The organism is Exiguobacterium sp. HVEsp1 (assembly GCF_002009685.1).
In the GTDB taxonomy this organism is placed as follows: Bacteria; Bacillota; Bacilli; order Exiguobacteriales; family Exiguobacteriaceae; genus Exiguobacterium; species Exiguobacterium profundum.
The window spans coordinates 796227-823086 of sequence record NZ_KV917367.1 but is presented as its reverse complement, the minus strand read 5'-3'; the positions used below and the strand labels follow the sequence as shown (position 1 = coordinate 823086).

The window sequence follows — 26860 nt, the reverse complement described above, 5'->3', positions numbered from 1 at the left end:
ACAAAAACAAGCCGACCGAGGTCGGCTTGTTCGTATGAAACGATTGGTCACGCTTTCACTGTTTCAATTGTAATCGACTCGTTTGCAGGAACTGTCACTGCATTTCCATATACATGGATGGTCACATCTGTACCACTTGTTTGCTTGATTGTCACTTGTTCACGTGATGATGTGACCGTCAAGTGATGGCCGCGCCAGAGCATGTTGAACGAGTAACCGTTCCAATCTTTCGGAATCATCGGGCTGAACGAGAGGTTATCCTCTTGAATGCGCATTCCGGCGAATCCATGAACGATGGACATCCACGAACCGACCATCGACGTGATGTGTAATCCGTCTTCCGTGTCATTGTTATAGTTGTCGAGGTCAAGGCGCGCCGAACGTTGGTACAATTCGACCGCTTTGTCTTCATAACCGACTTCTGCCGCAATGATCGAGTAGACACATGGTGACAAGCTCGATTCGTGAACCGTGCGTGGCTCGTAGAAGTCAAAGTTTGCACGTTTCTGTTCGACCGTGAAGCGGTCACCGAACGTATAGAGTCCTTGGAGGACGTCAGCTTGTTTGATAAAGTTCGAGCGAAGGATGCGATCCCATGACCAGTTTTGGTTGAGTGGAAGATGTTTCGGATCGAGGTCTTTCACCAAAATCTGCTCTTTATCCATGAATCCGTCCTGTTGCATGAACACATCTGGAACGAGATCATCTTTTGGATAGTACATCTTCGTTTGGATGTCTGCCCACTTCGCAAGTTCAGCATCCGTGATGCCGAGTGTCGATACGAGCTCTTCGAGACGTGCAGGTTCTGCCTCTTTCAAGTAGTTGTACACTTCTTGCGTATATTCGAGCGTCCATGCGGCGATCAAGTTCGTATACCAGTTGTTGTTGACGTTGTTGTCATATTCGTTCGGACCTGTGACGCCTAGGATCATATACACGTCTTTGTGCGGGACAAAGTTGACGCGGCTAGCCCAGTAACGCGAGATCTCGACCAATACTTCCAATCCGTATTGTCCAAGGTACGACTTGTCGCCTGTGAAGTTCGTGTAGTTGAAGATCGCATGGGCAATCGCACCGTTACGGTGAATCTCTTCATGCGTGATTTCCCACTCGTTGTGACACTCTTCCCCGTTCATTGTGACCATCGGATAAAGCGCACCTTCCATACCGACATTCTTCACAGCATTCTCTTTCGCCTGTGGCAATTGGTTGTGACGGTACTTGAGCAAGTTCCATGAGACTTCTGGTTTGGCTGTCGCCAAATAGAAGTGCAGGCAGTAGGCTTCAGTATCCCAATACGTCGCACCGCCGTACTTCTCACCTGTGAATCCTTTTGGACCGATGTTAAGACGTGAGTCTTCACCTGTATATGTTTGATACATGTTGAAGATGTTGAAACGGATTCCTTGTTGAGCTTCGATGTCTCCATCGATACGAACATCCGCATCTTCCCAGCGTGCGAGCCATGCTTCCGTCTGTTCAGCGAGAAGTGTCTCAAATCCTTTTTCGAACGCCGCTTCGACACGTGTCATCCCAGCTGACTGCAATGCTTCAATCTCGTGGTCGCGGTTCGTGACGACCGACACATATTTGTAGGCTGTCGCTGTCTCACCAGCAGCTACGTTGACCGTGAACTTGTTGGCAACGAACAAATCTGTCGCTTCAAGCACTTCACAACGAGCACCTTCTACGTCCGCGATCATCGATGCCGTGACATGCCAGTCGAGTTTCTTCGTCTTCGTCGTAACGAAAGCGAAACGTTCTTCCACACCACGGTCGACCGGAAGCCAGAACTTCTCATCGTAGTTCGAGTCTTCGTTGACGACATCGCCATCTAAATATGGCGTGAACTCAATTTTTGCTTCGTAGTTGACAGGTGTGACGTTGTAACGAATGGCCAAGACTTCTTTATCCACGATTGAGAAGAAGCGGACGACTTCCACTTTCGTCTCTTCTGTCCCGTTCATCAAGGTGAACGTCCGTGTGAGGACACCACGCTGCATGTCGAGCTCACGGGTGAAATCTTTCACTTCCCATTTCGCCAAGTCGACCGGTGTCCCATTGATGACCACGCGGAGACCGATGACGTTTGTCGCATTCAACACTTTGGCAAAGTATTCAGGGTATCCGTTCTTCCACCAACCGACACGTGTTTTGTCCGGGTAGTAGACGCCCGCCACGTAGAATCCTTGGTGCGTATCATTCGAGTAATCTTCCTCAAAGTTTCCTCGCATCCCCATATGCCCGTTCCCGAGCGATGTGATGGATTCTGCAAGGCGGTTCTCTTTCGGGTGAAGACCTTCCTCTGTTACTTTCCATTCATCGACTGCAAACAATCGTTTCATCTGTCTGCCACTCCTTTTTCTCTACAAGGCTACCTTCGTCGGACAACTAGTTTATGCAACCGTTTGTCTATGAAAGCGCTGTATTTAATCTCACCTTTCATTTTACACAACTGAAACGAGAATGCAATCGTTTGCATAAAACTTTTTATTTCTTTTTTTCATCACATTTTACAATCAAAAAAACCGCCTCTCATCGAGACGGTTTCAATCAATCTTTCTGTTCATTTTCCGGATTATCACCAAACGCCCCATTCGCTTCGTGCCCTTCGAACGCCAGAGTGTTCCCGTCATTGAATCCTGTGTCCGGTTCATCGAGAATCAAAGCGTAGCCTCCGTTCAAAATATCGCCATAAGCGCGGTTGACGTCGTCGTCAGCAAAACCGAGGTCAAGCAATACCCGCTTCACTTCCTGTTCGCCTTCGGTCACACCCGCGAACTTTTGCATCCAGTTCGCGCTCGCTTCTTCCACTTTCGCATCGGTCTTACGTTTGACGAGCGAGATGTCATCTTTGTCTCGCGCGACGACATATAAATCGCGCTCCTCATAGCCTCGTTCGGTCAATTGGTTGATTTTAGCGACGAGAGCCGCCTCATTCTGATAAGTGCCTACAAATCGACTTTTGTTCATCGTTCCTCATCCTTTTGGGTTGTCTGGTTATCAATGGTCACATCGGCTTGCCCGACTTCCCTCACTTTGAGTTCTTCTTTACGGAGCGTTTCGGTCAATGTCTCAATCTCTTCCGTCACACGCTTCCGAACAACAATTTCTTCGACGACGACAGGTCGCTTCACGACGAACGCCCGTTCTTCGATGACTTGAATTCGGAGATGATCCCCTTCGTCAATCGTACGAAATCCCGACCGATTAAAGTCGTAGTCCTCGAGCACATCCTCTGAACCGGCTTTCCTCTCTACATGAACTTGTTCTCTTAAGACCGGAACCTCTATCTCTTGATTGGTTTCTATGATGTAGCGATTGATGACGACTTCACCCGTTTGTACTGCTTGTTTCTCGACGGCCAAGCGCTCCTCGTGCAAGGCAAGCATCTGTTCTTCCGTCTCCGGTTCTAATTTCATTTTTGGACGGTCGACCTTAAACGATTGGTCGCCACGGTCGGCATCGACGTACAAGAAGAGTCGTCCCTGCTCGATTTCCTGCGTGAAGCGATCCTGTTGCTCCTTCGTGAGCCGCATGCTGCCGATCCAGCGTTCAATCGGTCGCTCGCTCGATGTGACGAGTGAGGCGACCGTACCCGGTTCGTCGGTGACGAGCACATATAACTTCGACTGGCGTCGAACCACGTCCGCGACGTCAGCTCGTTTGACGAGGACGTACATGTCCTCTTCGGCGTAACCTTCTCGTTTCAAATCGACCGTTCGATTGAGCAGCGTTTCCGGCTGATCAAATACTTCTGAGATAATCGCATGTTTCATAGCTTTCGTCCTCCTATGGTGACAATTGGCGAAAAAAAAGATGGTCCCTTAGAGAGAGCCATCCTTGTCGAGATACTGGTCAATCGATTAGAGGCGGTCACGCTCATCGCGACGCGTGTGATCATGATCGCGGTGACGAAGGTCATCATCCCCTTCGATATGCGCTTCTTCTTTACGCAACGTCTCACGTACCTCTTCCGTATCTTTGACTTTTTCTTTGCCTACGACAATTTCTTCGGCCACGACATCTTTTTTCGTCACATTGACACGTTCTTCCGTGACTGGAACGCGAATCTCATCACGTTCTGTCGTCGCATCATAAGAATGTCCTGTCGCTTCACGGTCTCCGTCGACGCGGCGGCGTTCAACATACACTTCGTCGCGCTCTACTTCAACGTCCACGCGTTCTTCACGTTCGACGACATCTTTATCGACGCGAACTTCACCGGTTTGCACACGTTCCTTGTTCACAAGGAGACGCTCTTCGTGCAACTCGAGTTTCTGTTCGTCCGTCAAGTCCGTACGGTTACGGATGTCTTCGTCCATATCATTTAAACGGTTAGCGCCAATCCCAGCCCCAGTTGTGCCAAGGTTATGAGCAGTCGTGTTACCTGCCTCATTCCCTTCTGAACCATAACCTGCTGATGTGCGACCGCCCTCGAACGTATCGTTACGACCATTATCGAACACGCCGTCATTCGTATCTAACAAGAGAACCATGCCACCGTTCTCGATGTCTTGATGGTAGCGCGCTGTCTCTTCTTCTGAAAAACCGAGTTTATCAAAAGTGTGACGAACTTCATCTCCTTCGTCTGCTACTCCGAAAAAGCGATCAAGCCATGACGCTTTCGTTTCTTTTACTTCTGCATCCGTTGAACCTTGAACCATTGAAAGGTTCGATTTATCTTTCACTACTACGTATAAATCATCTTCGCGATGCCCTTGAGCACGAAGCTCATCAATTTTTGAAACAAGCTCTGACTCCTGATAGTAAGTACCTACATAACGTTTGTTATCCATGATTGTATCTCCCTTTCAAATTTTTTATTTTTTGGTTGTTGGTTTGGCAGATTCACAACAATCTGCTATTTGAACCGGTAATGTGAATGTTCCCCCACGCTTTCTTTTCAAGCACTGTTTTCACATTTGTAATCTTTATGTAATATTATGACTTTTGACCGATTGATTATTCTACTATTGTATGCGTCTAATTTTTGTACAAAAAAATTCTTCCACAGGATGCGGAAGAATTTCGTTTAATCGACGACTTCTGTTTTCTTTTTCTGACCACATGATTGTCGAACGACTAAATAGTGCGGAACGATGACGCGTTTCCCATAAGGTGGAGCGTTATCACTGATTTGTTCGATCAAACAGTTCGTCGCCTCGAAACCGAGACCGAAGATGTTAATTTCGACCGACGTGAGTGGCGGGTTCGAATGTTCCGCGATATACACGTTATTGAAACTGACGACCGCGACGTCCTCTGGGATTTTGAGCCCCATCTCGCTTAATGTGCTGATGACGCCGAGTGCCATCATATCGTCACTGACAACGACGGCTGTCGGTGGTTCCTCATTTTGTAACAGTTCACGCACGGCCTTCGCGCCGCCCTTCGTCATGAATTCAGCCCGGGCGATGTAATCTTCGCATACCGGGATGCCTGCTTCCATGAGGGCCGTCGCGTACCCGTTCCGACGATCTTGTGTGACGGCGAGTTTATCCGATCCCCCGATGAAGGCGATGCGACGATGACCTAAGTTATAAAGATGTTTCGTCACTTCACGACCAGCCAAATAGTTGTCCGTATCGACGTAAGTGATGGAAGAAGCGTCCCCGAACGGCTTCCCGACCACGACGAACGGAAACTTCGTTTGACGTAAGTATTGGACGACTTGGTCGTCTTCACGTGAATAAAGAACGATGACACCGTCGACACGGCGTCCTTGTACCATCTCGATCACACCGGACAAAACTTCTTCTTCTGTCACGCCGGTCGTCATATAAAGCGAGTATCCATTCTGGTGCGCCTTCGTGCTAATTCCTCGTAGCACTTCCGGGAAGAACGGGTTTTGAAGCGTCTTTGTTGCCGCGCTCGGCATAACGAGACCAATCGACTGCGTCGAGCGGTTAGCGAGACTTCTCGCATGAATGTTCGGATGATACCCGAGCTCTTCCATGGAACTTCTGACCCGTTCTTTTGTCTTTTGACTGATTCTTGGGCTGTTGGCGATGACGCGAGAGACTGTCGACGGCGCGACGTTCGCGTGCTTCGCCACATCTTTGATTGTGATTTGCATGGTGTTCCCCCTGCTTCCGTGAGTTCGATTCGTGCCTTGCGGCGTTTCATGTCTTTATTTGCGGCGCTTCCACATGACCAAACCAGTCAAGAAAATCGGAATCGTAACGACGAGCAAGCCCATCATCCACGGATTGACCGAAGATTCCTCAACGATGTAAGCGTTCGCACTTTCACCAGACAGTTCAATTGTAAACGTTCCGCGCTGATCTGTGACCAGTTGTGAGAATAAGAGACCACGAAGTCTCGTATCTTCCCCGATTTCACTGACATCGATCTCAATCTCCCGATCGTCACGATTCATGTTGATCGCATAGAGCGCGACGTCATCTCCGTCTTTCCGTTCGAAAACGGCCATCCCGTCTTCTGAGGCGATCATGCGCTGCTCTCCTGTCGCAAAGACCGGATATTCTTCCCGCATGCGGTTCATCGTCGCGACGTATTCGTGCAACTCTTCATTTCCCGGGAATTCCGTCATGACACGGTTCGCCGGGTCGGCTCCACCGGTCTGAGCATTTTCTGTTCCTTGGAAGACGATCGGCATACCAGGTGACGCATAAAGCGCGAACAACCCGAGGCGTAATCGTCGTTCCGCCGATTCCACACCGCCGAGTTCCGCCATATGCATGAAGCGTTCGACATCGTGATTATCGAGGAACGTCGCCATCTGGTTCGGGTCGTTGAAGAACGTTTCGGCATAGCTTGCGGCAACGTCAATCTCATCGACGTTCGCTTGCTGTTGCGTCATCGTTTTCGACACCCGGTCATAAAACGTAAAGTTTGTGATGCTGTTGAACCCGAGATCGTCATATTGCGCGACGTATTGCGGGTCTGGGTCGAACACTTCGGCGAGTAAATAGAAGTCTGGGTCGACCGACCGCACACCTTCGACAAAGTCTTTCCAGAACGCTTTATCGACGTGACGAACCGTATCGAGGCGATAGCCGTCGATGTCCGTCTCTTCGATCCAGTACTTCGCCGCGTCAATCAAATACGATTTGACTTCCGGATCCTCTGTTTTGAAGTCAGGTAAGTCGAACAACCAGTGCGTCTCGACTTGCTCCTGGTCTTTCCAGAATACAATCGGTAACTGTTCGTGGAACCATTCCGGTTTTTCTTCCACCCATGGGTGGTTCGGACCGACGTGGTTGACGACAAAGTCGAGAATGACTTTCATGTCGCGCTTGTGCGCTTCCTGAACGAGTTCCTGTAAATCCTCTTTCGTCCCAAACTGTGGGTCGATGTTATAAAAATCTTTAATCCAATACCCGTGATAGCCGTCCGGCATATTTTCAAAAACGGGTGTCAACCAAATCGATGTGAAGCCGAGTGATTCGATATAATCGAGCTTCTCGATGACCCCACGGATATCGCCTCCGTGAAACGCTTTCGGATCATCTTTGTCCACCTGTTCATTGTTGTCCGGATTCCCGTCAACAAATCGGTCGACCATAATAAAGTACATGCGTTCTTGTTCCCAAGTAGCGGCTTCCTTTGCCCCGACGACGGTCGGAAACAAAAGAAGCGACAGGAGCACGAGCACGACGCCTCGCCTCATATCGCTTCCTCCTTTTACGAGTATTATCCTTTCGTACCACCCGCTGTGAGGCCAGAAACGAAGTAGCGTTGGAACATGAAGAACAAGATAACGATTGGAAGGGCCGAAAGAACCGCACCTGCCGCGAATAACGTGAAGTTATTATCGAACTGTTTCGAAATCATGTTGTAAAGGCCAACTGCCAACGTTTGTTTCTCTGGTGAACGAAGGACGAGCGATGCCAAGATAAAGTCGTTGAATGGTCCCATGAAGTTAAAGAGAGCAATCGTTGCGACAATCGGCTTCGCGAGCGGCAAGATGATTTGCCAGAAGATTCGGAGGTGACCGGCACCATCCATGCGGGCTGCTTCGTCAAGTTCTTTCGGAATCGTGTCGAAGTACCCTTTCGCCAAGTACGTGTTCATCGGAATCGCACCACCCGCATAGAGCAAGATGAGCGCTGTATGTGTGTCAAGAAGGTTGAGCATGTTGAGCAATACATAAATCGCGATGATCGCAACGAACTGTGGCACCATCTGAAGGACGAGGAACAAGACGAGCGAGTTCTTCCGTCCGACGAAGCGGTAACGTGAGAAGACGTATCCGGTAATCGTCACCAAGACGACAGAGAGTGCCATCGTGATGAAAGCGATTTTCAACGTGTTCACATACCATAAACTATAATCCGAAATCGTTAGGTCAAACAAGTTTTTGTAGTGAATAAACGTCGGGTTCGACGGAATAATCGTTGACGTAATCGTACGCCCCGGGTTGAACGATGTACCGACAACCCAAAGCATCGGATAGAGAATGATGATCGACGCAAGCGTCAAGATGACATACGAGATCGCCAAATTGATTCGTTTTTGTTTTTTCATATCAGATCATATCCTCGTCTTTGAAAGATTTTGTCCGACGGAACTGGATCACGGCAAGTGTCATGATGAAGAATGACAAGATGAGTGTGATCGCAGCCGCAAGTCCGTATTGCGGGTTGGCACCGAGAGACAATTTGTAAATCCAAGAAATTAAGATGTCGGTACCGCCGGCCGTTTGTCCAGGTACAGCAGGGCCACCGCCATTAAAGAGATAGATGATGTTGAAGTTGTTGAAGTTGAACGTGAACTGCGTGATCAAAATCGGTGCTGTCGCGAACAAGAGCATCGGCAATGTGATCAAGCGGAACTTGTCGAATATCGTTGCTCCGTCAATCGTCGCCGCTTCATACAAGTCACCAGGAATCGACTGAAGCACACCCGTCATGAGCGTCATGATGAATGGGAAGCCGAGCCACCATTGAATGAGCACGAGTGCCGTACGTGTCGCCGTCGGATCGGTCATCCAGTTGACCGGGTCAAGACCGAGTGCCGGCAAGATTGTCGTATTGAACACCCCGAACGATTCGTTGAACATCGAGCGGAAGATCAAGATCGTGATGAATGCTGGGACCGCCCATGAAAGAATCAAGATCGAACGGAACAAACGACGGAAGCGAAGTCCTTCTTGGTTCAAGAGTACCGCAAGGAAGATCCCGATTGCGATGACACCTGTCGTTGAAGCGACCGTCCAAACAAGCGTCCAGCCGAGTACGCCGACGAACGTGTCACGGAAAATATCGATTTCAAAAATACGTGTAAAGTTCTCGAATCCGACCCATTCGACGAGTTTCGCTGGTGGTGCGTTGTTGTAGCGATAGTTCGTAAAGGCGATCAAGAACGTAAAAATCAATGGAAGAATAACGGTAAACACTAACAAAATGAGTGATGGGATTAACATTAAGTATGGGAATCCATGGTCACGCAAGTTGCGAAGTTGCATTTGGAACGATGGAAGGTTTAGATGCTGATCACGAGCGCGACCGACACGATAGGCGTCACGAATGTTCCAAACATAGAACGCGATTCCGAAGAAAAGTAAAATTAACGCGACAATCCCCTCGACCATCAAGAAGATGGAGTGGTCGTTACGAGGTCCTGGCACTTCACCAAGCGTGATCAATCCCCAAAGTCCTCCACGGTCACCTGGTCCGGCGCCCGCCCCTTTGAAAAATAGATCATAGTTTACGGCAAAATAAGATACGACGACGATAAAGAACGCTACCGCCTTCGCGTATTGTTTGTTGTATAACTGTCCGAGTCCCGGAATGATGGAAAGTAGTCCCGCGTTCCGAGCATGGTTTGTAGGCTTGTCCGGGCGTTGGTCCGGTGATTTAGGGTTCGCAATTGCAGCCATCCTCAGTTTCTCCTTTCGATTTGAGCAAATCAATCAAGCAAACGTTTGCTCAATGCTAGAAAATGATGGGGAACGCCATGTGACGTACCCCTTCATCTCAATTCCTTATTGGTTGTTCGCTTGGATTTGTTGTTCGATGACTTTCACTGCATCGTCTGCAGATTTTTGTGCATCTTGTTTACCAGTTGCTACAAGCTGAAGTGCTTGTGCCATTGGCTCCCAAACTTGTCCCATTTCAGGAATGTTCGGCATTGGGATTGCGTTTGTTGCTTGGTCGAATACCGCTTTCGCAACTTCGTTCGACGTGATTGTCTCGTTCGACTCGAGTGCTGCTACTGGCGGGATCTCGTTGTATGCTTCAAACATTGCCAATGCGTTTTCTTCATTCGTCAACTCTTGAAGGAACATTTCAGCCCACTCTTGGTTTTCTGTGTAAGCTGAAAGGGCATATGTTTTCACACCCATGAACGTCTTGATTGGCTCACCGTTCGGAAGTGTTGGCATTGGAGCCGCTCCGAGGTTCACGCCTGCATCTGTGTAACCAGCCACAGCCCATGGTCCGTTCATGACTGAATGAGCTTTCTTCTCAGTGAAGAGTTGGTCCATCGCTTGGCCACCAGACTCACCGATCAACCCTTTAGGGAAGAGGCCTTCTTCGTACCATTTACCGATGTATTCGAATCCTTCAACTGCACCTTCGTTGTTCAAACCGATATCCGCTGGGTCGAGTGCGCCACCGTCTTCTTTGAACACGTATCCGCCGAATCCAGCGACAACACCATGTGCGAAGTAGAAGTTATCCCAAAGTGCGAGGAATCCGTACTGCCCGTCAGCTTTCACATCGTTTGATAACTTGTAAAGGTCGTCCATAGATGCTGGAGCTTCAGCCATCAAGTCTTTGTTGTACATGAGAATTGGTGTCTCAACTGATTTTGGATATCCGTAAGCTTGACCATCGTACATGACAGCTGATTTCGCAGCGTCTGTGAACGCGTCAAGCGATCCTTCGTCAGCGATTGGAGCCAAGTGACCTTGGTCTGCGATTGTACCGATCTGGTCGTGTGGTACGAGCACGATGTCTGGACCTTTTCCAGCTGGACCGTCAAGCGCAAGCTTGTCTTTTTGGTCTGTCATCTGTACTTCGACAACTTCAACTTTTACGCCATGCTCTTCTTCGAACGCCTTCGCAACTTCTTTCGTTGTTTCAGACTTTTCGATGTCTTCCCAGACTACGATCTTTTCAGGTTTGTTCTCGCTTGAAGAACCACCTTCGTTAGAAGATCCGTTGTCCGTTCCGCCACCACATGCAGCAAGTGCACCGAATGCGAATACTGCTGTTGAAAGTCCTGCTACCATTTTTTTCATCTTCATGATGAAAAACCTCCCCAAGGAAATAGTATGGTCAGATTTGCGCAATCGCACGACCACGTCAATTTTAAAACTCCGCTACGAAATTGACATGGTAGTGAAAACGTTTGCATCCTCACCTCAATTTTTATTATACAGTTGTGAAAGCGTTTTACAAGTCTTTTTTTACACTTTTTTTACGTCTGTTGACCCATTTATGTAATTTTCAAATGTTTGTTCTTAAATCTTCACTTTTTATGCGTTTCAGCAATTGACAAAATGTAAACGCTTTATTAACCTTTGCTTGAGCAAACGTTTTCGCAACATCTGTTCTCATGGATTCCCGATGTTGTAAAATGATGTCATCCCCTATAAAGAAAGGAATGTTTTCCTTATGATGAAAGAAGCGATTTATCATCGTGCCATGTCCCCGTTCGTCTACAAATATGATCGTGAGACGATCCATATTCGTTTCCATACGAAGCGAGGCGATATCGAGTCGGTCGATTTGATTTGGAACGACCCATATGATTGGCACGCTGAAGACCCAGCCATGTGGAACTTCGATCCGGACAAGCCGAGCTACTGGCGTACATACGAGACTCCAATGGAGAAGATCGGGTTTGACGACGCCTATGACTATTGGTTCATCGCTATCAAACCGCCGTTCCGACGTCTACGTTACGGTTTCCGTTTGAATGATGGACAAGAGACGGCCGTCTACACTGAAAAAGGATGGTTCGAGGAGAAGCCGCTCGATGATACGGGCTACTACTTCTGTGTCCCATTCATCAACCCGATCGATATCTTCCATGCACCGTCCTGGGTGAAGGATACGGTCTGGTATCAAATCTTCCCGGACCGTTTCGCCAATGGCGATGCTTCACTCAATCCTGAAGAGACGCTCCCATGGAACTCGACAGAGCCGACGACGACAAACTTCTTCGGTGGCGACTTCCAAGGAGTGATCGACCATATCGATCATTTAGTCGAACTTGGGATCACCGGCATCTACTTCTGCCCGATCTTTAAAGCGACGACGAACCATAAGTACGATACGCTCGACTATATGGAAATCGATCCGCAGTTCGGGACGAAAGAGAAATTTAAAGAGATGGTCGATCTCTTGCACGAGAACGGCATCAAAGTCATGCTCGACGCGGTCTTCAACCATGTCGGATATCATCACCCATGGTTCCAAGACGTCGTCGAGAACGGGCCATCTTCTGAGTATCGCGATTGGTTCTATCTTCGCGAGTTCCCGATTGCGACAGAGCCGAAGCCGAACTACGACACCTTCGCATTCGAAAAGAACATGCCGAAGATCAATACAGAGCATCCAGAGTTAAAAGCCTACTTATTAGATGTTGCCCGTTACTGGGTCGAAGAATTCGGTATCGACGGGTGGCGTCTTGACGTCGCTAACGAAGTCGACCATGCGTTTTGGCGTGACTTCCGCACGGCGGTCAAAAATGCGAACCCGGAAGCCTACATCCTCGGGGAGATTTGGCACGACGCACAGCCTTGGTTACAAGGTGACCAGTTCGATGCCGTCATGAACTACCCGTTCACGAATGCGAGCTTGAACTACTTCGCCCTCGACCGGACGACCGCTTCGGAGTTCCGTAACGAGCTGACGCGTGTCGAGATGATGAACACGATGAACGTCAACGAAGTCACCTTCAACTTGATCGATTCGCACGATACACCTCGTGCGTTGACACGGGCGAAAGGACATAAAGGCAAGTTCAAACTCTTGATGACGTCGATGCTGACTTATACAGGTAGCCCATGTATTTACTACGGGGACGAAATCGGACTTGAAGGCGAACAAGACCCGGGTTGCCGTCGCTGTATGCCATGGGATGAAGCCGAAGAAGACCGTAACCTCTTCCGCTACATCCAAAAGCTCATCCAGCTTCGTAAGGACCACCCTGTGCTCGCAAATGCCGGCTCGTATCGCTTCAACCTGGTCGACGATGCGAACAATGCGGTCATCATCGAGCGGTGTACGAAAGATGAGACATACTTGGTTTACTTCAACAACTCAGACTCTGCTTCGAAACTGAATCCGCTCGGTTATACAGGAGCAGCCACGGACCTCTTGCATGACCGCGACCTCGACTCACTCGAAATCGAACTGGCGCCATTTAGTGCTGCTATTCTGAAATTGAAATAAATTCGAAAATCACCTGATTTCTTCGGGTGATTTTTTTGTTGAAAATAATTTAGCAAACCCCTTTCTTTTTCATTTCATAAGGAGTAAGATGACCTTTGACATTTTTATAAAACAAATAGTTAACAGAAAGAATTATAGAGAAAAGGGAGAATACACTACATGCAGACGAAACAAACGGAACAGCTCACCCTGTTCAAACTGTCGTGGCCGATTTTCATCGAACTTGCCCTCCATATGGGAACCGGGATCATCGCCACATTGATGCTCGCTCACTACTCAGACGCCGCCGCCTCAGCCGTCGGGGTTGCCAACCAAATCTTAAACGTGTTCTTGATCGTCTTTAGTGTGACGTCTGTCGGGGCGACCATTTTGATCGGTCAGGCCATCGGGGCTGGGCGCATGAAGAAGAGTCGTGACTTCGCCCGCTCCGCCGTCAGTTTGAACATGTGGCTCGGTGCGATCATGGTCGGCGTCATCTTCTTGTTCGGCGAAACGTTCTTACGCCTGTTCGGTCTATCGGACGAACTGTTTGCACACGGGTTGTTGTTCCTGCAAATCGTCGGCTTGTCGTTATTCACCGAAGCACTCATCATGGCGCTCAGTTCGATCCTCCGGAGTCACGGGATGACGAAACACGCCATGCTCGCGACGCTTCTGATTGATATCATCACCGCCGTCGGTGCCATTTTTGCCGTTACCGGCTGGTTTGGCCTTCCGGTCACAGGCGTTGCCGGTGTCGCTTGGGCCATCGTGATCGCACGATTCGCCGCTATGGTTCTCTTGTTCTGGCTCGTCAAACGGAAGCTCATGATTCGCTTCCCGTTAAAAGAAGTGATTCGTCCGAAGAAAGACGACATCCAGTCACTCCTTCAAATCGGTGTTCCTTCTGCCGGGGAGAACTTGTCGTATCAGGCATCCCAAATTATCATCACTGGATTTATCGCGACGATGGGCGAGGCTTCCCTCGCTGCTCGGGTGTACGTGATGAACTTGTCGATGCTTGCCTTCTTGTTCACCGTCGCCGTCGCGCAAGGGACCCAGCTTTTGATCGCACGGGATATTGGAGGGAAACGTTTTAAAGAAGCCTATCATCGTGCCGTCAAGACCTTGAAGATTGCCATGTTCGCTTCGTTCGTCGCCTCTCTCGGTTTAGCGGTGTTCAGCGAATCGCTACTCGGTCTCTTCACGTCAAACCCTGACATCATCGCGGTCGGTGTGCCCATCTTATGGGCGACACTCATTTTAGAGCCGGGTCGCGCCATGAACATCGTCTTGATGGGGTCGTTGAAGTCTGTCGGGGACGTCCGCTTCCCGGTCATGATCGGGATCGCCTCGATGTGGGGTGTCGCCGTGGCGTTCAGCTACTTGTTCGGTCTTCAAATGGGGCTCGGTATCCTTGGGATTTGGCTCGCCTTCTCCCTCGATGAGTGGTTCCGCGGATTCTTCGCGTTCCGTCGTTGGAAATACGGGACATGGCAACAAAAAGGCTTCCAGTTCGAAGCAAAATCAACCACGTAAAAAAAGCGGCCGCGGCCGCTTTTTTTATTTCATCAAGAATGCCTGCATCGCTTGGCGGTGCACGTCCGTGTCCCCACACTTCCGTTGCCATTCGATTTCTTCATTCAATCCATCCTCAAATGAAGCGGCTCGCATGAGCGCCTTCATCCCTTGAACAGCGACCGGTGATTTCGCAGCGAGTGTCTCCGCATATGAAGTCAATCGCTCCGTATACATCGCATCTTCCACGAGCTCGGTGACGAGCCCGAATGAACGCGCGGCCTCCGAGTCAATCGTACTGCCACTCCAGAGCCAATCTAACGCAAGGTCGTCGCGCATGAGTCGACGCAGGTGATATGGACCGCCCGCATCCGCGACCAACCCGATTTTAATGAACGCCGAGCTGAACTTCGTCGACTTGGCGACGATTCGAACGTCTGCCGCGAGTGCCAAGCTGAGCCCTGCTCCAGCCACGACACCGTGAATCCCTGCGATGAGCGGTTTACGACTTGAGAAAAGTGCACGTACGAGCGGATGATACACGTCTTCTAAATATTCCCCATAGTCCGCATCGCTCTCGATCGTTAAATCTTGTCCGGATGAGAACGCTCGTCCCTCACCGACAAGGACGATGACGCGAACGGCGTCGTCCTGTTCAAATGTGTCGATTGCCGTTTTCATTTCACGAAGCAACGTCTCGTTCAAGGCGTTTAGCTTTTCAGGTCGGTTCAGTTTCAACCACCCTACCCCATTGTGTGTCGTCAATTGAATCGTCTCCACTTCCATTCCCCCTTCAAAATGAATCACTGTTCATTTCTTCGTCATTGCTTCAAACTCCTTCCTTTACTGAAAAGTTTTTTGAAGTTCAATTGCCGGGAAGTTGGTTGATTTGCTATTCTAAAAGGAGTCGGTCACGAAAGGATGAGTCAGATGCAACTGACAAACGCCGCTCGGCAACTGAAACAAAAGAAGATTCCGTTCGCTTATCATACGTATGAAGTCGATGAAACCGATGTCTCTGCCAAACATGTCGCGGAGACGTTGCATAAACCGCTCGACGAACTGTATAAAACGATTTGTCTCATGAACGAGAAAAAGCAATATGCCTTCTTTCTCATCTCTGGAGAGCGTGACATCGATTTAAAAGCAGCCGCTAAAGCTTGGGGGGCGAAGAAAGCATCGACCGTCCCGATGAAAGAGCTCGAGACATTGACCGGTTATATTCGAGGAGGAGTCTCTCCGATTGGGGCGAAGAAGCCGTTCCCTGTCTATCTGCACGAAGCAGCTCAAGACAGAGAGACAATCACCATTTCTGCTGGAAAACGCGGCTATCAAATCGAATTAACACCTGAAGATTTACTGCAATTTACAAACGGGCACTGGTTCAGCCAATGACCTTACTGGGGGCAAAATTATGTGGAAAGAACGTATCCGTTCGTGGGTCCCAAACTCCTTTACGTTCGGAAATTTATTTTGTGGTGTCGTCGCCATCGTCTACGCCGCACGTGGTGACTTCTCAAACGCCACACTGTTAATCATCATCGCGATGATGCTCGACAGTTTAGACGGGCGCCTCGCCCGTATGCTCGGGGTCGCTGGCGATTTTGGGAAAGAATTGGACTCACTCGCTGATATCGTAACGTTCGGGGTCGCACCGGCGATGCTCGCTTATTACACCTTCTTTATTGATTACGGCAATTATGGATTGTTTTTTGCGGCACTTTTCCCGCTATTCGGTGCCTATCGTCTGGCTCGCTTCAATTTATCAGCGACAAACGTTGCAGCGAGTTACTTCTCTGGTGTCCCGATCACGGCCGCCGGGGGACTTCTCGCTGTCATCACAACGTTCGGTGACCGCGTCAGTGAACTGTTGACACCGATTTTCTTCACAGGGCTCGCCTTGTTGATGGTCAGCCGTGTTCGTATCCCGAGTTTTAAAGATGTACCATTGCCACGTCACTCGTTCATCATTACCATCAGTCTCGTCTATGTGACGTATATGATGTTCGCACGTTGGAAAGAATGGCCGACATTTTGGTTCATCGCCGTCCCGTTCTATGTCTTATTCATCGCCTTCTCGTTCGTGAAAAGACGAAAACGGATGGCCAATTGAGAGTCTCGTTCAGCGAGGCTCTTTTTTGTACATGCATTTGTTAGACGAAGACTTCAATGAGCTTTAGAATAAAAAGTAGAGGTGATGGAATGAAAGTGTATCCGTTTATTTGGAAATGGTTTATTGTTTGGTATTTCATTGGGTTGATTTTAGTTGGATTCGACCTGCTTCCACCTTGGCTCGAGTGGGCAAACCCCGTCTTTTTATGGCTAGCCGGGGCGATAGGTGGAACGATTCTTTATCAAGGAATTCGACAAGGAGCTTGGATTGTTCCGTTTATTTTCTTCGGTTCAATCGCTGTGGAGACACTCGGCGTAAAGACGGGATTCCCGTTCAGTGAATACGTTTATGCTGAAGCGTTCGGTCCGACAGTTTTTGGAGTTCCTGTCACAATCGGTGCGGCATGGCTTGCCGTGATTGGCTCTAGTTTTGCCGTTGCCCGTCTCTTCACATTCCGCCACAATATTTTATGGCTCGTTCCGATTCTCGCCGTATGGCTCGATATGGCAATCGATCCCGTAGCGGCAAACGTGAAAGGCTACTGGGAATGGGCGAATGACGGCTTATACTATGATATCCCGACACAAAACTTTATCGGTTGGTTCGGGTTATCCCTTATTTTCTCATGGTTGTTACAGCGTCACGAACGCGCTGTTGATTCCTTGTTCATCCGGCACGGCGTCTATTTGTTCGTCATGCTTCACGCACTCTTCGGTGTCACGGCTGTCAATGCAGGTCTCTATGGCATCGGGCTCCTCAGCATCCTCACATCCGGAGTGATTCTACTTGAAAGGAGGGGGCGCGATGATCGAGTCACACAAAAAGAAATGGTTCAATAACCTGTTCTCGACGTTCGTGCGGGAACGTCAAATACGTCCCACCTTCCATAACATTTATATCCGAACGGACGACGTTCCGACCCCCGGATTATTTTTAAGTACACATAGCGCGTGGTGGGACGGTCTCATCATGTATATGATCAATGAACATTTTTTACGACACGATATTCATGTGTTGATGGATGAGGATGGACTACGTCGCTTCCCGTTCTTTCGACACCTCGGTGCCTTCTCGGTGAAAAAAGGAAGTCTCTCCGATGTACGGGTCTCACTAGCTTATGCGAATGAATTGCTCGCGTCCGGGAAATCCGTCTGGATGTTCCCTCAAGGACAAGAGATGCCACAGGAACTTCGACCTGTCGAAATCGAGTCTGGCGCAACGTTGTTACTGAACGACCGCCCCGTCCAATTATGCGCCATGTACTATTCGTTTGAGAACCATGCGGAACCCCTTGTATATGTCCGCTTTCGAACAGTAGTCGTGACGTCGATGACACGACGAGCTCAGAAGCAGGAAATCGCGCAAGCACTCGAGGCGCTCTATGACGACGTGCGACAAGACGCCATCATTCGGTCTGATGCCTATGTTCCGCTCTTTCGACCACGTCGTAATCTTGCTGAATGGACAGAAACAATGTTCCGACTTGGGAGGGGACGTTCATGATCTTATGGCTGCTCACCCTCTCGATGTTTATCTTTACCCTAATCAATCTTTCGTTCTTGAGACCGCTCGCCGACCCAGGACGCACACCGGCGACAGCCGTCTGCATCCCGATGCGCAATGAGTCGCGTCACGTCGATCGACTGATTTCAAATTTAAAGCAGGCGATACCGGATGGGACTCATGTTTATATCTACGAGGACCGCTCTGAAGATGATACATATGAAAAATTGAATCATGCAATTGGGAGCGATACCCGTTTTACCGTCATCCAAGGTGTTCCTTTGCCCCATGACTGGGCCGGAAAAGTTCATGCTTGTCATCAACTAGCATCACGCACGACTGAACCGTATCTTCTCTTTTTAGATGCGGACGTCACGATCGATTCGAGTTTTATCGCCCGCATGCATGCCACGCTCGCTCGAGAGCAGGCCGTCTTTTTATCAGGTTTCCCTCAATTTCCGACATCCACATTTCTCGGGAAATTGTTGATTCCGATGCAACACGTGCTCATCGCCCAACATCTGCCTTTGTTTTGGCGTAAAGTGAAACACCCCGCATTTGCCGCGGCGAATGGCATGAACGTACTCGTCGAGCGGAACAGCTACGAGGAAGTTGGCGGACATGCTGCTATTCGAACGTCGTTGATTGATGATATCGATTTATGTCGAACGTTCAAACGTCATCAAAAAGTCACGTCACTCGTTCAAGTCTCCCCGTTCATCTCCTGCGACATGTATGAAACGAATGAAGAAGTGTGGACCGGGTTTTCAAAGAACGTATTCAAGGGAATGAATGAATCAGTAGGACTCGCCTTGTACTTCATGACATATTACGGCATCCAGTTGACGGCTATGCTCGCTTGGATCTTTTCACCGAGTTGGCAGACGATTAGCGCAGCGATTTTCGTGCTCCTCGCGCGTCTCGCTGTCGATCTGAAATCAAATGGGTCCGGTACATGGTACCATCCACTCAGTTTAATCGCTTACTTGACCTTACTCGGGAATGCCGTCATTCGTAAATGGAGACGGTTGCCCATCACGTGGAAAGGTCGTCACTATTTCTAAGCAGACGTCTAAAGGGGGACAATTGTATGAAACAAATCATAGTGATTGGGGCTGGTCTCGGTGGACTAAGCGCCGCCGTCACGCTCGCAGCACGAGGTTATGACGTCACGGTCATTGAAAAGAATCAACATGTCGGTGGCAAACTCATGCCCATTATAACCGACGGTCACCGGTTCGACTTTGGTCCAAATACGATCACGATGCCGGATGTATTTCGTTCAGTCATTCGAAATAGCGGGGCCAATCCGGATGACTATTTTGAGTTAATCAAGCTCGATCAACATACCGTCAACCACTACACAGACGGCTCATCCTTCACGTTCAGTGCCGATCGGGCAAAACTTGAGGTCGAAGTACGGCGTTTGACCGGTGACCAGTTGAAACACAATCAGATGCGTGCCTATCTAGATGAAGCGGAAAAGCTGTTCGACATTGCGAATAAGCGCTTCTTCACACAAATGGACACAAAGTTGGATCCCGGTCTTTGGGCGGACATGGTCAAAGTGCATCCACTTCAAAGTTTGCACGCCCTTCACAAGAAGTATTTCAAGGACCCACGCATTATTCAGGCGCTCGACCGCTATGCGACGTACATTGGTAGCAGCCCATACGTGACACCAGGTACGTTCGCCCTTATCGCACATTTGGAATTGAATGAAGGCGTCTATTTTGCGAAAGGTGGAAACTGGAATATCGCAAAAGGGTTCGCCAAACGGGCGAGCGAACTCGGAGTGACGTTCCGACTCGGTCATGAAGTGACGAAAATTGATGTATTGAACGGAAAAGCACATGAGGTCGTCGTCGATGACCAAGAAGTCATCTCGTGTGATGCCGTTCTTCTCAACGGTGAACTCTTGACGCAATACCCGCGACTCGTTGACGCGAAAGACCGCCCATCTTTCCCAGTCCCGACACGCGATACCGTCGAACCTTCGATTTCCGCATTCGTCATGATGGTCGGATTGTCCAAACGATTGAATTTGGCACACCATAACGTCTATTTCTCAGACGACTATGAAAGGGAATTTAAAGCACTTTTCCAAGAAGAACGTTATGCAGACGAACCGACAATCTATATTTCGAATTCATCCGCAACCGATCCGTCGATGGGCGAGGCAGGAGACAACCTGTTCATCCTCGTCAATGCTCCGGCACATCTGACCGAAATTGATGCAGATACGTATGAGCATTTGATTCGCAGACGATTACGTATGTTCGGTGTGGATTGGGAAGAAGAAGAGGTGCTCTACCATAAGCGGGTGACCCCACAAGATTTGACTCGCGATTTTTATGCGTATTATGGCGCACTTTATGGCACGTCGGCCAACTCGAAAAAAGGGGCATTTTTTAGACCTGCACCGCGATCGACAGATGTATCGAACATCTGGTTCGCTGGCGGTTCGACTCATCCTGGCGGTGGCAGTCCGATGGTGACGCTTTCAGGACAATTCGCTGCACGATCGATGTTAGAGGACATACCTCTGACAATATGAACATTTTGTGAACGCGAGTTTCGACACTTGTCGACAATTGAAAGACGTGATAATATCATATTCGAGTTCAAGCAGTTCTGTAGCGTTTGTTACACCTGTAGCGATCGAATGGCTTCCCCGAGCCTCATCGCGTTTTGAACTTGTCACACCCGAGAAAAAGTGATGAGCGAGTTTCCCCACTCGTATCCCGTAGTTGAGACAGCTTGCGTATGATGTTCCCCCTTAGTCCATCAAGCATCCTGTTTCGACGAAGATGTCCCAACTGATTCATTCCCCATGAATCCCGGCACATCTTTAGGGCTTCATCACAAACCGATTCATTCGTTTCCCCGATGAATGAATCACATAACGCTTACGCCACTTTTGGTCCCCCGCCAAAAGTGGTTTTTTTTGCGTACAAAAAACTGTAGACGCCATCGAGCGTCTACAGGGAATCGAATCGCTTATAGTTTTGCCAACAACTTTCCTTTTTGTAAGGTCGATACGTATGCCCGCTTTGTGAAGACGTCATGTCGATTCGCACGTGCCGCATCAAGAATCCCTTCATAGAGAAGAGCCGCTGCTTGTACCGGCTTTCGACTCGCGAGTGGATACAGATGATGGGTTTTGCGTGCCCGTTCATACAAGAACTCTGCACGATTCGCCAACGCCTCCCATAGATCGATAAAGACAGGGGTCACTTCTCGTTGGTGTAACATCGCTTCACTCACACCGTACTGACGCATCATCGTACGGGGTAAATAGATGCGGTCTCGATTCAAATCTTCACCGACATCACGTAAAATATTGGTCAGTTGCATCGCAATGCCAAGGTCGATGGCGCCTTGCCTTAGCTGACGTGTCGTCGCAGCGTCCTGATTTGGGACAAGGATCGGGAGCAGCATCAGACCGACCGTGCTCGCTGCATAATAGCTATACTGCTCGGTCTCTTCGAGCGTTTCATACCGCGACTTATGTAAGTCCCATTTCATCCCTTCCGCCAATTCAAAAAATGGTTCGACGTCCATGTCATAACGTTTCCACACATCACGAAGGGCAACCCATAGTGCTTCATCTTGGTCGTAACCAGCTAAAAAGCGGTCGAAGTCATGCAAAAATGCTGCCAAACTCTCTTCTGGACGGTCTGATTCATCGACCGCATCATCGAGGGTGCGACAGAAAGTATATACTGCCATGACCGCTTGACGGTCTGGTTTTGAGAGCAAAGAGAAGGCCCGGTAAAAGGTTAACGAGCCCTTCTTCATGATTTCCTCACATTGACGATACGCTTCTTGTGTCGTCACGATGCATTGCCCCCATTTCTTCTTCCATTTTTTTCACAAGTAATTGCGACCCAATCATAACGATGGGGACGCCACCGCATGGATGGACGGATGCGCCCACCGCATAGAGGCGTTCGATTTTCGGGAATGGTCTCGCTTGTGGTTTGAAGGCGGCTGACTGAGATAACTTTGGTGCAATCCCAAAACTTCCACCTTCGAACAATCCGAATCGCTCAGCATCCATCGGTGTCCGGACTTTCATCTCGATGACGCGTTCACGGAAATCAGGCATGAATGCCTCGATTCTTCCTAATAGGTGTTCGATTGTCCCTTGTGCCTCAAAGTCTTCTCGTTCCAATTTTCGAGGAACCGGGACAAGAACATATAATACACTCGTTCCTTCTGGCGCGAGGGTTACATCCATTCGCGATGGATTAAAGGTGTACATCGCTGGATACTCACTTAGTTTACCATCCTCAAAGATCGTACGCATCGATCCTTCAAAATCATTCGGTAAATCGAATTGGTGAATCGGTAAGTCAAGTTCGCCGTTGACGGCGAAATAAAGAAGTAACGTACCGCTTGACGGTTCATACGTCTTTGGCGTCACACCATCAATCAGGCGCTCCATGAGTGGAAAATCACCGTTCACGACGACTGCATCATACGGTACATATTCGTCATTTACCGTGACTCCATTGGCCACCCCGTCCGTGACATGGACACGATTGACGGTAGCATTCATCTCGAAATGAACACCTCGACGCTTCAACTCTTGTTCCATTTTCGTCGCTAGCGAAAAATATCCTCCTTTTACATACCAGACTCCTTCTTCTTGTTCACGATAAGGAATGAGTCCATATAACGAAGGAGTGGCATAAGGATTTCCGCCGATATAGAGCGTTTGTAAACTATAGGCGACACGTAAACGTTCGTCTTCAAAGAAGCGTTTCATATTCGCATGAGCCGTCTCATATGCTTTTAACCGCATGAGAAGGAGAAGTAGTTTAGGCTCGAACAACTCCGTCTTCGAGGCATAGCTACGATCTAAAAACGTATCGAAGCCAATCCGATACTCTTCTTTCTTTTGGGACATGTAATGACGGAAGGCATCTCCTTCGCCGAAAGTTCGTTCGATTTCTTCCGCCTGTCTCTCGATTTCCCGATATTTATAGAATGATGTCCCGTCTTGATAACGTAAGCGGTAAAGCGGATCGACTTCAATCAACTCCACTTCATGTTCAGGAAGACCCGCCTCAATCAGTTGTTGCTTCAGTTTACTCGGCAATAAGACGATGGTCGGACCCTCATCGACTTTCGCCCCATTATCGAATTCAACATAGTTCAAGCGTCCACCGACCCGGTCCTCTTTCTCATAAATCGTGAGTTGAAGTGACGGATTGCGTTTCGTCAATAAGAGGGCGGCATATAGTGTACCGACCCCTGCTCCGACAAAGCTAATATTCATCGACCGACACCTGCCCGGTCACGCAAAAGGTTCGTCGTGATCCGCGCTGATTCAAAGATGGTCGGCAGCCCACTTCCTGGGTGGGTCCCACCCCCGACGAGCCAGACGTTGTCGAGCTCTTCGAATTGGTTATGCGGGCGGAAATACATCATCTGCGATAAGTTGTGCCCTAGATTGAACGTTGCACCTTCATATACACCAAACGCTTCCCAGTCCTCAGGCGTCAACGCCTCCATCACCTCGATGTGTTGACGGATGTTTCGGTAAGGGGAACGTGTCTCAAGCGCGTCGAGAACGCGCTCTGTCATGGTCGCTTGTAACGTCTCCCACGGGAGGCCAGATAAATTGTTCGGCACCGGTACGAGAACGTAAAGCGATGACTTGCCAGGAGGCGCAAGTGTCGGGTCGATGCGTGAGGCATTCTGTACATAAAACGAGAAGTCCTCGCTCAATTTCAATTCTTGTGTCATCTCTTTGACATTCAATTCATAATCGTCCGCGAAGTGAATCGAGTGATGCGCCACATCTTCGTAGATGTGATCGAGCCCGAGATAAAGCATGAATGTCGAGCACGAGTAATGCTTCTTCTTGAGTTGAGTCGGACTCCACTTCGTTAGTTTACCGTCTGGAACGAGCGACGTCATCGCATGTGCGAAGTCCGCACCAATCACGACTTCATCAAACGCATAATGGACACTTCCGGACACGAGACCCGTCACGTTCCGACCATCCATGAGAAGACGTTCTACCGGTTCGCCTAAACGAATGACGCCTCCCTCTTCTTCAATCACTTTCGCCATCGCATGACATAGCTGGTTCACTCCGCCGATCGGGTGATGCACTCCGTAGGCGTGTTCCATGTAAGATAGAATGGAGAATCCACCCGGACATTCCCAAGCGGACATCCCCAAATATTTAGCCTGAAACGTGAACGCATACTTCAACTCTTCGCTCGTGAAGTACTCGGACAAGACGTCATAAAGCGATTTACCGATCGAGAGGAACGGTAGCGCCTTGAGCACGCGCAACGAGACATAGTCGGTAAGCTTGTCATGTGCGGTCTGAAGCACAGGCATCAATTTAGACAGTTTGATCGCCTGTTCACTCATGAACCGTTCGTAACCTTCGCCATTCCCTGGAAATTGTTCTTCGATGGCGCGATACATCTGATCACGATCTGTTGTCATCGAGAGTTGACGCGTCCCACGGTCGAAGTACAAATCATACATCGGCTCCAACTGCTTCATCTCGACATAATCATGCAGATTACGCCCTGTCTCTTCAAAAATTTCTTCTAAAATATAAGGCATATTCAAAAACGTAGGCCCTCGGTCGAACGCAAATTCACCTACTTCTAAGCGCGACGTTCTTCCGCCTACAAACGGTTGTTTCTCAAATACGGTGACGTCTACACCACGATGCGCCAGTAGCATCGCTGTAGCCAATCCACCTGGTCCTGCCCCAATAACGGCAACTCTTTGTTTCGACACACTCAACAACTCCCTATGTGAATAGTCTCTTATGCTTCTCTATCATTATAGGAATGACGGGAGACAAGTTCAATTTTGAATCGGTTGATTGAGCAGGTTCGTCTTCCCTCGCTCAGCGATGACGATATACCAAGAACCTTCCGGAATGAATGGGATGAAGCGGATTTGATCAAAACCTACTTCTTGCATCTGCCGGCGCAATCGTGGAATGGTCGGAAGCGGGTACAGATTATCGTGGAGTGTCATAAACGCATTGAACGCGGAAGCGAATCGTCCACCGAGCGCTGTTTCGGCGAGCGGGGTCACGAGAATGGCGATACCCTTTTCTTCTAAACGCTCCCGTAGTCTCTCAAGCAACTTGATACGTTCTTCTGGTGAGAAGTAATACAGCATATTGTTCATCATCACCGCATCGAATTGCTCTTCTGTTTCCCAGTTCATGAAGTCAGCTACTTCGAAATGAATGTCACCACTCTCGTCTCGCGAGCGTGCCTCTTCGATTACCTCTTCCTCTAAATCGATGCCTGTCAGTTCCCAACTCGGTTCGAGCGCTTGGAGTTTACGTAAGTAGCCGCCGTGCCCACATCCAATATCGAGCATCGATTCGACATTTGCCTGTCGTAAAAGTTGTTGCACGATTGGAAATGCGACCGTTTCGACGAGTGTCGATGTCTTCGCGACGACTTGACCGTGTTCAGCTCCATCAAACGTCTTTTGCTTCCCAGACTCTAGAAATTCCGGATAAGCGATTAACGCGGGGATATGAAGCTCCATCATTTCTTGAAGCATGAACCCGATGCTCCGTTCATCGTTACCGGATAATTGATATTTTAATCCACGCGTCGGATAGTAGCGCCAGCCTCTCTTTTTCAAATGACGGACGGCGACCCCGACTTCTAACCAACGCTCTAGCGCAAGTTGTGTCAATGGGCGTTTTAGACGTAAATTCATCTCCGCCATGCTCGCGCCACCTTGAAGCGCATCGAATAGTCCGAACTTGTAGCCGATATAGCCGTGCCATAAGGGTAAAAATGATTCAGTTTGTTTCATCCATTTCCGCGCGTGTAAAACTCGTGTCCATTCCATCATCTGTTGATCCATCGTTTCACCTCATCGTCGTAATTACTGATTTTTTTATTTTCCCCTAATAATTTGTGTACAAACAAAAAAATCCCACTTCGGTGTGCGAAGTGGGAACGTCTTATTGAATAAAGCTGTTGAAGAAAGATTGTCCATAAGGCAATGCATAGCCGATGAAAATCGTAATGAGCGCCAAGACGATAAACCCGCCAAATAGTCCGTTTGACGGTTTTTTCTTTTTGACTTTGACGAGCGTCATCTCACCGAAGATCAAAGTTAATAAACCGACCGTGATTTTCACGTGATAGAATGTCCCGCCACCATTCAACTGAAGGTAGAGATAAAGTCCTGTTCCGAATGCGATGAGTAACATGAGTCGAAACGCCATATGTGCGATTTTTCCACTCTTGTTGCCGTTCTTATAACCGATATAGGCCACGGCAAACAAAATAAGTAACAAAATCCAGCTCGTAACGTGCGTGTGCAAGAATGCAATCAGTGGCATTCAAATGCCCCC

The 26860-nt window shown here is 48.9% G+C and carries 23 protein-coding genes; 8 read left to right on the top strand and 15 right to left on the bottom strand.

The window, feature by feature from the left end; translation table 11 throughout:
• Positions 1-47: 47 nt before the first annotated feature.
• The 9 genes from BV910_RS04240 to BV910_RS04200 all read right to left on the bottom strand — a co-directional run bounded on the left by BV910_RS04240 (position 48) and on the right by BV910_RS04200 (position 11218).
• The gene (locus tag BV910_RS04240; RefSeq protein WP_078146456.1) at positions 48-2345 is read right to left on the bottom strand and encodes a glycoside hydrolase family 65 protein; all 2298 of its coding nucleotides are present in this window, start codon (positions 2343-2345) and stop codon (positions 48-50) included.
• Positions 2346-2553: 208 nt separating this feature from the next.
• Positions 2554-2973 (bottom strand): YflT domain-containing protein, encoded by a 420-nt coding sequence (locus BV910_RS04235; RefSeq protein ID WP_078146455.1) that lies wholly within the window; start codon positions 2971-2973, stop codon positions 2554-2556.
• A complete protein-coding gene (locus BV910_RS04230; RefSeq protein WP_078146454.1) occupies positions 2970-3779 on the bottom strand; it encodes a YsnF/AvaK domain-containing protein in 810 nt (269 codons plus the stop codon). The genes BV910_RS04235 and BV910_RS04230 overlap by 4 nt, the downstream gene beginning before the upstream one ends.
• Before the next feature lie 87 nt (positions 3780-3866).
• The gene (locus BV910_RS04225; RefSeq protein ID WP_078146453.1) at positions 3867-4799 is read right to left on the bottom strand and encodes a YsnF/AvaK domain-containing protein; all 933 of its coding nucleotides are present in this window, start codon (positions 4797-4799) and stop codon (positions 3867-3869) included.
• A 236-nt stretch (positions 4800-5035) separates the two neighbouring features.
• On the bottom strand, positions 5036-6079 hold the full coding sequence (locus tag BV910_RS04220; RefSeq protein WP_078146452.1) for a LacI family DNA-binding transcriptional regulator: 1044 nt from the start codon (positions 6077-6079) through the stop codon (positions 5036-5038).
• A gap of 54 nt (positions 6080-6133) precedes the next feature.
• A complete protein-coding gene (locus tag BV910_RS04215) occupies positions 6134-7636 on the bottom strand; it encodes an alpha-amylase family glycosyl hydrolase (RefSeq protein ID WP_015880985.1) in 1503 nt (500 codons plus the stop codon).
• A 23-nt stretch (positions 7637-7659) separates the two neighbouring features.
• Positions 7660-8493, bottom strand: coding sequence for a sugar ABC transporter permease (locus BV910_RS04210; protein WP_015880984.1), 834 nt, complete (start codon positions 8491-8493; stop codon positions 7660-7662).
• 1 nt (position 8494) lies between these two features.
• On the bottom strand, positions 8495-9847 hold the full coding sequence (locus tag BV910_RS04205) for a sugar ABC transporter permease (protein ID WP_015880983.1): 1353 nt from the start codon (positions 9845-9847) through the stop codon (positions 8495-8497).
• 105 nt (positions 9848-9952) lie between these two features.
• Complete coding sequence (locus BV910_RS04200; protein WP_078146451.1) at positions 9953-11218, bottom strand: extracellular solute-binding protein; 1266 nt, start codon at positions 11216-11218, stop codon at positions 9953-9955.
• 370 nt (positions 11219-11588) lie between these two features.
• Here BV910_RS04200 and BV910_RS04195 point away from each other — a divergent pair, with 370 nt between their 5' ends.
• Both BV910_RS04195 and BV910_RS04190 read left to right on the top strand, forming a co-directional pair.
• Positions 11589-13373 carry a glycoside hydrolase family 13 protein gene (locus BV910_RS04195; RefSeq protein WP_078146450.1) on the top strand — a complete coding sequence of 595 codons (1785 nt, stop codon included), beginning with the start codon at positions 11589-11591 and terminating at the stop codon, positions 13371-13373.
• Positions 13374-13532: 159 nt separating this feature from the next.
• Complete coding sequence (locus tag BV910_RS04190) at positions 13533-14891, top strand: MATE family efflux transporter (RefSeq protein WP_078146449.1); 1359 nt, start codon at positions 13533-13535, stop codon at positions 14889-14891.
• A gap of 24 nt (positions 14892-14915) precedes the next feature.
• On the opposite strand, the gene BV910_RS04185 is transcribed toward BV910_RS04190, so the two are convergent.
• A complete protein-coding gene (locus tag BV910_RS04185) occupies positions 14916-15656 on the bottom strand; it encodes an enoyl-CoA hydratase/isomerase family protein (protein WP_240499870.1) in 741 nt (246 codons plus the stop codon).
• Between the two features lie 144 nt (positions 15657-15800).
• On the opposite strand from BV910_RS04185, the gene ybaK reads away from it, so the two are divergent.
• The 6 genes from ybaK (at position 15801) to BV910_RS04155 (ending at position 21043) form a co-directional block, all read left to right on the top strand.
• Positions 15801-16265 carry a Cys-tRNA(Pro) deacylase gene (ybaK, locus tag BV910_RS04180; RefSeq protein ID WP_078146447.1) on the top strand — a complete coding sequence of 155 codons (465 nt, stop codon included), beginning with the start codon at positions 15801-15803 and terminating at the stop codon, positions 16263-16265.
• Between the two features lie 19 nt (positions 16266-16284).
• A complete protein-coding gene (gene pssA / locus BV910_RS04175) occupies positions 16285-16983 on the top strand; it encodes a CDP-diacylglycerol--serine O-phosphatidyltransferase (protein WP_031421233.1) in 699 nt (232 codons plus the stop codon).
• 89 nt (positions 16984-17072) lie between these two features.
• On the top strand, positions 17073-17822 hold the full coding sequence (locus BV910_RS04170; protein ID WP_074037647.1) for a carotenoid biosynthesis protein: 750 nt from the start codon (positions 17073-17075) through the stop codon (positions 17820-17822).
• A complete protein-coding gene (locus tag BV910_RS04165; RefSeq protein ID WP_078146446.1) occupies positions 17788-18486 on the top strand; it encodes a lysophospholipid acyltransferase family protein in 699 nt (232 codons plus the stop codon). Before BV910_RS04170 ends, BV910_RS04165 begins: the two co-directional genes overlap by 35 nt.
• On the top strand, positions 18483-19550 hold the full coding sequence (locus BV910_RS04160; RefSeq protein WP_078146445.1) for a glycosyltransferase family 2 protein: 1068 nt from the start codon (positions 18483-18485) through the stop codon (positions 19548-19550). The genes BV910_RS04165 and BV910_RS04160 overlap by 4 nt, the downstream gene beginning before the upstream one ends.
• A gap of 26 nt (positions 19551-19576) precedes the next feature.
• Positions 19577-21043 carry a phytoene desaturase family protein gene (locus tag BV910_RS04155; protein WP_078146444.1) on the top strand — a complete coding sequence of 489 codons (1467 nt, stop codon included), beginning with the start codon at positions 19577-19579 and terminating at the stop codon, positions 21041-21043.
• Between the two features lie 443 nt (positions 21044-21486).
• Here BV910_RS04155 and BV910_RS04150 read toward each other — a convergent pair whose 3' ends face one another.
• The 5 genes from BV910_RS04150 to BV910_RS04130 form a co-directional block, all read right to left on the bottom strand.
• Positions 21487-22326: a phytoene/squalene synthase family protein gene (locus BV910_RS04150; protein WP_078146443.1), complete on the bottom strand. Its 840-nt coding sequence runs from the start codon at positions 22324-22326 to the stop codon at positions 21487-21489.
• A complete protein-coding gene (locus BV910_RS04145) occupies positions 22295-23773 on the bottom strand; it encodes a phytoene desaturase family protein (protein ID WP_078146442.1) in 1479 nt (492 codons plus the stop codon). The genes BV910_RS04150 and BV910_RS04145 overlap by 32 nt, the downstream gene beginning before the upstream one ends.
• Complete coding sequence (locus BV910_RS04140; protein WP_078146441.1) at positions 23770-25263, bottom strand: phytoene desaturase family protein; 1494 nt, start codon at positions 25261-25263, stop codon at positions 23770-23772. Before BV910_RS04140 ends, BV910_RS04145 begins: the two co-directional genes overlap by 4 nt.
• 69 nt (positions 25264-25332) lie before the next feature.
• Positions 25333-26364, bottom strand: coding sequence for a class I SAM-dependent methyltransferase (locus BV910_RS04135; protein ID WP_078146440.1), 1032 nt, complete (start codon positions 26362-26364; stop codon positions 25333-25335).
• Positions 26365-26464: 100 nt separating this feature from the next.
• The gene (locus BV910_RS04130; RefSeq protein WP_015880968.1) at positions 26465-26848 is read right to left on the bottom strand and encodes a YisL family protein; all 384 of its coding nucleotides are present in this window, start codon (positions 26846-26848) and stop codon (positions 26465-26467) included.
• Positions 26849-26860: the final 12 nt, after the last annotated feature.